At 39.3% G+C, this 7752-nt stretch carries 7 protein-coding genes and 1 tRNA gene; 7 read left to right on the top strand and 1 reads right to left on the bottom strand.

Annotated elements, in window-relative coordinates; all coding sequences use genetic code 11:
• From KYK27_RS16445 to KYK27_RS16475, 7 genes are all read left to right on the top strand, one after another.
• Positions 1–1290, top strand: coding sequence for a hypothetical protein (locus KYK27_RS16445; protein WP_199111399.1), 1290 nt, complete (start codon positions 1–3; stop codon positions 1288–1290).
• Positions 1283–2434, top strand: coding sequence for a glycosyltransferase family 4 protein (locus KYK27_RS16450; RefSeq protein ID WP_199111400.1), 1152 nt, complete (start codon positions 1283–1285; stop codon positions 2432–2434). The genes KYK27_RS16445 and KYK27_RS16450 overlap by 8 nt, the downstream gene beginning before the upstream one ends.
• Before the next feature lie 20 nt (positions 2435–2454).
• On the top strand, positions 2455–3813 hold the full coding sequence (locus tag KYK27_RS16455; RefSeq protein WP_199111401.1) for a hypothetical protein: 1359 nt from the start codon (positions 2455–2457) through the stop codon (positions 3811–3813).
• Positions 3814–3931: 118 nt separating this feature from the next.
• Positions 3932–4822, top strand: a complete 891-nt coding sequence (locus KYK27_RS16460) for a glycosyltransferase family 4 protein (protein WP_199111402.1) — start codon at positions 3932–3934, stop codon at positions 4820–4822.
• A gap of 76 nt (positions 4823–4898) precedes the next feature.
• Positions 4899–5966 carry a glycosyltransferase family 4 protein gene (locus KYK27_RS16465; RefSeq protein WP_199111403.1) on the top strand — a complete coding sequence of 356 codons (1068 nt, stop codon included), beginning with the start codon at positions 4899–4901 and terminating at the stop codon, positions 5964–5966.
• 81 nt (positions 5967–6047) lie between these two features.
• The gene (locus KYK27_RS16470) at positions 6048–6623 is read left to right on the top strand and encodes a WcaF family extracellular polysaccharide biosynthesis acetyltransferase (protein ID WP_199111404.1); all 576 of its coding nucleotides are present in this window, start codon (positions 6048–6050) and stop codon (positions 6621–6623) included.
• Between the two features lie 28 nt (positions 6624–6651).
• Positions 6652–7401, top strand: coding sequence for a glycosyltransferase family 2 protein (locus tag KYK27_RS16475; protein WP_199111405.1), 750 nt, complete (start codon positions 6652–6654; stop codon positions 7399–7401).
• A gap of 275 nt (positions 7402–7676) precedes the next feature.
• On the opposite strand, the gene KYK27_RS16480 is transcribed toward KYK27_RS16475, so the two are convergent.
• Positions 7677–7750, bottom strand: a tRNA-Asp gene (locus KYK27_RS16480).
• Between the last annotated feature and the right edge of the window lie 2 nt (positions 7751–7752).

Raw genomic sequence — 7752 nt, forward strand, 5'->3', positions numbered from 1 at the left:
ATGAAGAAAGTAATTATAGTATCTCCTCACTTTCCTCCCTCTAATCTGGCAGCTGTTCACCGTACCCGCTTATTTGCTAAGCACTTGCCTGCCTTTGGTTGGAAACCAATTGTACTTACTGTGCACCATAGCCATTATGAGGAGAAACCAGACTGGAATTTGAAGGAATTGATTGATTCGGAGCTTCAAATTGAGACTTCTGATGCTTTCCCAACAGGTCCTATCCGCATTATTGGTGATATTGGGCTTCGTGGGGGATATCATTTATATAAAAAGCTTCTTCAACTTATCAATGCAGAAAGGCCGGACTTTATATACATTCCTATCCCATCATTCTATACTTCTTTGCTAGGGAGGGTTGTACATGCTAAAACAGGTATTCCTTACGGTATTGATTACATTGATCCTTGGGTGCATTTTTTTGCTGGAAGCGAGCGTTTGTTTTCGCGCCATTGGGTTAGTACTAAGCTTTCCGGATTATTAGAACCAATTGCCATTAAGAAAGCAACCTTGATTACAGGTGTTGCCGAGAGCTATTATAAGCCTGTACTAGACCGTAATCCATATTTATATATGGAGGCGGTTCATGTGGCTATGCCTTATGGAGGTGAGGCGGAAGATCATTTTGCACTTAAAAAACTTAATCTTAAACCTTATCTTTTTACTTATAAGCCTGATAAACTGCAGTTAGTTTATGCAGGTGCGATGCTACCTAAAGCTTATAAGCCGTTGGAAATCATATTTCAATGGCTGCAAGCACACAAGGAAATCTCTGATCTGGAGATACACTTTATCGGTACCGGAAGCCGAGCTAATGATGCCACCAGTTTTAACATTAAGACATTAGCTGAAAAGTATGATCTCTGGCAAACTGCTGTATTTGAGTATCCGAAGCGCATTCCATACCTGGACGTGTTGGCTCACCTTGAGGCAGCTGATGGTATTTTTGTGTTGGGTAGTACGGAGCCACATTACACGCCTTCAAAAGTTTACCAGGGTATATTATCCCAAAAACCTTTACTAGCAGTATTGCATAGTGCTAGTACAGCGGGAAAGGTAATCGAGGAGTCAAGGGCTGGAGTTGTGCTGAATTTTGATGGAGAAGCAGGCCTTTCAACTATAACTAGTCAGCTTGACAATAAACTGTCATGTTATCGTAATTTTCATTTAACTTTCGATCCTTCCAGCGTTGATAGGTCTGCTTTTGAACAGTACTCAGCGTATAATGTTACTAAAGTTTTGGCTGAACATTTGGATAAAGCGATCGCAAAAAGTTTAGTTCATGAATAAGCTGGCAATACTTTCTTCACACCCTATTCAGTATAATGCCCCACTTTTCAAGCTACTTGCCCAGGATGGACGCTTTAAAGTTAAAGTATATTATACATTAGGTAAGGAGTCGTCAGGGTTTACTGATCCAGGCTTTAAAAAAACCATCAAATGGGATATCCCTTTACTGGATGGGTATGAGTACACTTTTATCAAGAATACTTCTCCTAATCCCTCTACCTCATTATTCAAGGGAATTATTAATCCAACGCTGGTTCAGGAGATAGAATCTTTTGGAGCAACGCATATATTGGTTTATGGCTGGAGTTTTGACAGTCATCTTAAAGTGCTGCGACATTTCCGTAATAAAGCTAAAATTCTATTCAGAGGTGACTCTACCCTACTTGATGAAAAGCTGGGTCTAAAAACCGTGCTTCGTCGAATTCTGTTATTATGGGTATATAAACACATTAATGCAGCCTTATATGTTGGGACAAACAATAAGAAATATTTTCTGAAACATGGTGTGCCAGAGAATAAACTTATATATGCTCCTCACGCAATAGATAACGATAGGTTTAGTTCATTAGAACATGAACATAAAGCCAGTGAACTGAAACAGAGTCTTGGGATTGAGCCTGAAAAAAATGTCTTTCTGTTTACTGGTAAACTTGAGTGGAAGAAGAATCCAAAACTTTTGATCAACGCTTTTAATTCAATCAAATCTCCTAGTTCTATTTTACTTGTGATCGGAGACGGGGCTCTTGAAATTGAATTGAAGCAGTTGGCAGATTCGTGCCAAAATATAAAGTTTTTGCCATTTCAAAATCAGTCCATTATGCCTGTTATTTACAGGCTTGGTGACGTGTTAATATTACCTTCTGTTACAGAAACCTGGGGATTGAGTATGAACGAAGCAATGGCGTGCGGCCTTGCCGTTATTGCAAGCAACAAGGTGGGAGGGGCAACGGATCTTATCGAGATTGGTAAGAATGGTTACTTGTTTGAGTCAGAGAATGTTGTACAGCTTGCTGATATTTTGAGAACTATCGCGAATAAGCCAAAACAGGAAATTAAGGAGATGGGGAACTATTCGGCAGTGAAGATCAAAAGTTGGAGCTATCAGCATACGAGTGATGCGATTTCGAATTATATAAATAGCTAGTAGGTTTAATGATAAGCAGCATGCAAAATAATAAACTTGCATACAGGGTAGGTATTTTGATTTGCCTTGCAATTGTACTGCTTGGATTTACAGGGTTATCACTTTGGGCAGTAACTGGTGTGCTCTTCTTTAGTTATATTCTGATCAATCTCTTGTTTGGCTTTGGTGAAGGTATTCCGGTTAACCTTGTTATTGGCTTCATCGCTTCTCTTCAATGGATTATTGGACCGGTATTGAGTTATTATACTGGTATAAATCACCCTTTCTATGGGATGAATATTCCTGAAGAAGTTTACTTTAGTTACATAATTCCTGGCACTTTTCTATATTACATTGGGCTATCATTACCTATATTTAGTGCCCAGCAAATATCTCTGTCACAGGTAGAAAAACTTGAGGATTCAACTACTTCAAAAACTAAGGGAGCCTATTATTTATTAGCCGTTGGCTTTGCCGCTAGTTTATTATCAAGTTTTGTTCCTCCAGTTCTTTACTTCTTTTTATACCTGCTTTCGCAATTAAAGTATATTGGTGCTTTTTACCTGTACTTAAGTAAATCAGGCAATAAGACCGTGTTGTATGTAGTGTTTGCATTTCTTTTGTTGGAAGTGCTGGCATCTGCTATTTTTCATGACTTAGTACTTTGGGGATTGTTCTTCATCTTTATTTATACAATAAAGAATTATGTAAGTATGCCTAAAAAGTTAACTTACTTAGCTTTAGGGTTCTTTATGCTGTTGGTGCTTCAAACAGTAAAATACCAGTATCGCAATGTTGCCTGGACAAATGCTTCTTTAGGTTCCCTGGCCCGTTCTGAATTGTTTACTACTATGGTATTTTCTACACTACTTTCTCCTGAAAGTATGTTTGAGCAAAAAAGAAATGAGAATACAATTACCCGTTTAAACCAAGGTTGGATTATTGCACGGGTTATGAACTATGTGCCGTACAATCAGCCGTTTGCTGGTGGGGAAACTATAGGAAATGCGTTTGCTGCTTCTTTGCTGCCCCGCTTTATAGCTGATTCTAAAGCTACAGCAGGTGGTAGGGAAAATATGCTACGTTTTACTGGTATAGAGCTTCAATATGGTACTAGTATGAACATAAGTATCATAGGAGAAGCTTATGCCAACTATGGACGAACTGGCGGTATTGCATTCATGTTTTTTATAGGTATGCTATTTAGCTTTATTCTTCGCTTTATTCTAATCAAGAGCAGGGATAACCCTACATTGATACTTTGGATACCATTTTTGTTTTTGCAAGTAATTAAAGCTGAAACGGATTTAATCACCACACTGAATTATTTAGTTAAGGCTTCTATTGCCATGTTTATAGTTTTCTGGTCGTTCAGGAATATACTAAAAGTAGAAATCTGATTTGTTCATGATTGTCTCCCTTATTTTCCGTAAGCCCACGCCGTCGTTCTATAGTATCGAGAATCTTTTCCGAACAATTTCGGGAGCATTTAAGATTTCCGAAATAAGGTCGGTACATATGCCTTTTAAATCAGCACTAAATCCGATTACCTTACTACAAAACATGCGGTATGCCCGGAAGAACCAGGGAGATGTAAACCATATAACAGGAGATATTTATTACGCAGCGCTGGCGCTTGATGGAAGGAGAACGGTTTTGACCATTCATGACCTGGAGTCCCTTCATAGTTCTTCTAAGTTAAAGAATGTTATTTTACAACTGCTCTGGCTAAAACTACCTGTTAATAAGGTTAAATATGTAACTGTTATTTCGGAACATAGTAAGCGACAGCTTTTATATGCTACAGGTATTTCAGAGAAGAAGATTTTTGTCATTCCAAACTGCGTCAACTTCAGGGAAGAAGATTTTAGACCCAGGAGAGGACCTATAACAAATAAACCAGTTTTGTTGCAGGTAGGAACCAAGATAAATAAGAACCTGGAGAATCTTGTTAAAGCAATCGATGGATTAGACTGCAAACTGTGTATCGTAGGTATGCTATCTGAAGCTCAAAACAATTTGCTTCACAACCATAAGATTGACTTTGAGAACTTTACAAATGTACCAGATAAGGAGCTAAAGCGGCTATACTATAAAGCAGACATAGTTACATTTATCTCTACATTTGAAGGGTTTGGTCTTCCAATTCTGGAAGCAAATGCCCTGGGCCGGCCGGTTATTACCTCTAATATCACAGCTATGCCTGAAGTTGCTAGTGATGCGGCGCTTTTGGTAGATCCAGCAGATATAAATCAGATACAATCGGCAATAGTGCAATTAATTTCTGATGAAGCTTTGAGGGAGCAGCTTGTAAGAGCTGGATACAGTAATGTAAAACGTTTTACGCCTGAAGCTGTTGCTGCCCAGTATGAAGTGTTATATCAGAAAGTGATCTCAGAAAATGCCTAAACCCCGCATCCTCATATTCATAGACTGGTTTTTGCCTGGGTATAAGGCAGGTGGGCCAATTCAGTCATGCGCTAATATGATAGAGCATCTTCGGGATGAGTATGATTTTTGGGTAATTACACGTGACACGGACTACTGCGAAACAGAGCCTTATACTACAGTTAGTGCTGGTAGTTGGAATAGGCTTTCGACCCATTTACAGGTTTACTATATCGCTGCACCAGAACTTAAATTTAGTGTGCTTAAGAAAGCTGCTGCAGAGGCTCGCCCCGATATCATTTTCATCAATGGTATTTATTCTTTGTATTTCTCTGTACTTCCCTTGCGGATTGCAAAGCTGATAGGATGTAATCAGGTAATTGTTTCTTCAAGAGGCATGTTGGCGCCGAGCGCCATTCAGGTAAAGGGGGGCAAGAAGAGATGGTTTTTACGTATTATAAAGCTTATAGGCCTTTACAGTGAAGTGCGCTTTCATGCAACAAATAGTGCAGAGAAAGAACATATTCTTCAGGTGCTGGACCAAGAACAGGAAGTGATGATAGCTCCTAATTTAGCAAAGACTTCTATAGGAAATGGATTATCTGAAAAGTTAAAAAGGAGAGGAGAATTAAACCTGGTGAGCATTGGCCGTATATCACCGGAAAAAAATACCCTATTCGCTTTACAGCTTCTAAAACACTTGAAGCCAGCTATTAATCTAAAGCTGGATATTTTTGGGCCAGTGTATGATGAAGCTTATTGGCAAGAGTGTCAGTTTCTTATTAAGCAATTGCCAGAACAAATCAGCGTCACTTACCACGGGAGTATTGAAAATAATATGGTCCATACAACTCTGCAGAAGTACCATGCTCTGCTGTTGCCTACAAAAGGTGAAAATTTTGGACATGTTATCTTGGAGAGCTTTGCTGCTGGTTTACCAGTCATTATAAGTGACCAAACGCCTTGGCGCTATCTTAGAGATAAAGGTATAGGGTATGATCTGCCACTTTCTGCGCCTGAGAGCTTTATTAATGCTATATATGAATTAGCTGAGATGCCAGACGAGCAATATCAAAAAATGGCGCAGGCAGCCTTTGCAAATGCTCAGGAATTCATAACTGATCCTACAATATTAGAGCAATATAGAGCACTATTCCGTTTCTGATAGTATTTCTGTGCAGACCTTATTGTTTTATTATATTTTCTTCATGGTAATTTTGCATCTTGCAGTATTGTTAATTCCATAATGGCTTTACAAGCAGAAAATTCAACAGCCGTAAACTTATCCGCATACAACAATAATTGGTACAAACCGGGTGCTGGTGTTGTAAAACGTACAGTTTGGTATTTTGTTAACGGGCTATTTTTCATAAATCCACTGAATCCCCTTAGCAGCCTGAAAGTATTGTTACTACGTTTGTTCGGGGCTACTATAGGTAAAGGTGTAGTGATAAAGCCAATGGTTAATATCAAGTATCCCTGGCTGCTGAATATTGGAAATCATGTCTGGATAGGAGAAAAGGTTTGGATCGATAACCTGGCACAGGTAACTATAGAGGATAATGTTACGCTGTCACAAGGTGCGATGCTGCTTACCGGAAGTCACAACTATAAAAAAACTACCTTTGATCTTATTATTGGAAGCATAACCCTTGAAGAAGGAGTGTGGATAGGGGCAAAAGCTATTGTATGTCCAGGAATAATCTGTCACACCCACTCCATTCTAACTGCTGGCTCTGTAGCAACGCAGAATTTAGCAGCTTATACCATATCCCAGGGAAACCCTGCAACATCGAAGCGTGAACGCATCATAACACCATAAGCTACTATTAGCCATTAGCATTTCCCACTTGAAGATCTCCATCATCACCATTGTCTATAACAACCGCGAAACCGTAGCTGATGCTATAGAGTCGGTGCTGGGACAAACGTATTCGAATATAGAATATATTGTGGTAGATGGCCTTTCTACGGACGGAACTGTATCAATAATAAGTAGCTTTGGAAACCGTATCAGTAGATTTGTATCGGAGAAGGATAATGGCTTGTATGATGCTGTTAACAAAGGCATAGGTTTGGCTACAGGCGACGTGATCGGTTTCCTGCACTCGGATGATATCTTCTATTCTCAGGAAAGTATAGCTATGGTAGCAGCAGCGTTTAAGGAGTTTAATACTGATAGTGTGTATGCTGATTTGTTATATGTGCAAAAGTCGGATATAAATAAAGTAGTCAGAAACTGGGTATCGGGGAGTTATAAGCGGGAGAGTTTTTTATTTGGTTGGATGCCACCGCACCCAACTTTTTATGTAAAGCGGGAAGTTTATCAAAAGTTTGGGCTATATAACACTCAATTCAAAAGTGCAGCCGACTATGAACTGATGCTGCGCTATTTATACAAGTACAAAATCTCTACGACTTACATTCCTGAAAAGCTGGTGAAAATGCGTATAGGAGGGAAAAGCAATGTAACGCTTAAGAATCGCATAAGAGCAAACCAGGAAGATTACCGTGCCTGGCGTATAAACAATCTACAGCCTCCATTCTACACCCGCTTTCTGAAGCCCCTTCGAAAATTAGTTCAGTTTATTTACCGGTAATTTAAGTGTTGGAGCTTATTTTTTCAACTAAGCAGCGGGCTAAGAAAGCTACGTCTATAAAGAGCACTAGATATTTGCAAGTTATAGTTTTTAGCTAAGTATTTAATTCTGTTGCCCCATTCATCCTGCAAATTCTGATTCAGACAATGAAGTGCAAATATCAGAACTCACTATATTCTTAAGAGCTGTAAGTGTCTTGCTATACTATAGTTTAAACTAGCCAAAAACGAAAGAAGCCCTTGAAAAATATATTCCAAGGGCTTCTTAAATAGAAGCGGTCCGGACGGGACTCGAACCCGCGACCTCCGCCGTGACAGGGCGGCATTCTAACCAACTGAACTACCGGACCAA

It is taken from the genome of Pontibacter populi (assembly GCF_019336435.1).
Lineage (GTDB): Bacteria > Bacteroidota > Bacteroidia > Cytophagales > Hymenobacteraceae > Pontibacter > Pontibacter humidus.

Bases quoted from the DNA above. Each gene is read 5' to 3' on its own strand.
- KYK27_RS16445 (WP_199111399.1), top strand. From the start codon at position 1: ATGAAGAAAGTAATTATAGTATCTCCTCACTTTCCTCCCTCTAATCTG.
- KYK27_RS16450 (WP_199111400.1), top strand. From the start codon at position 1,283: ATGAATAAGCTGGCAATACTTTCTTCACACCCTATTCAGTATAATGCC.
- KYK27_RS16455 (WP_199111401.1), top strand. From the start codon at position 2,455: ATGCAAAATAATAAACTTGCATACAGGGTAGGTATTTTGATTTGCCTT.
- KYK27_RS16460 (WP_199111402.1), top strand. From the start codon at position 3,932: ATGCCTTTTAAATCAGCACTAAATCCGATTACCTTACTACAAAACATG.
- KYK27_RS16465 (WP_199111403.1), top strand. From the start codon at position 4,899: ATGATAGAGCATCTTCGGGATGAGTATGATTTTTGGGTAATTACACGT.
- KYK27_RS16470 (WP_199111404.1), top strand. From the start codon at position 6,048: ATGGCTTTACAAGCAGAAAATTCAACAGCCGTAAACTTATCCGCATAC.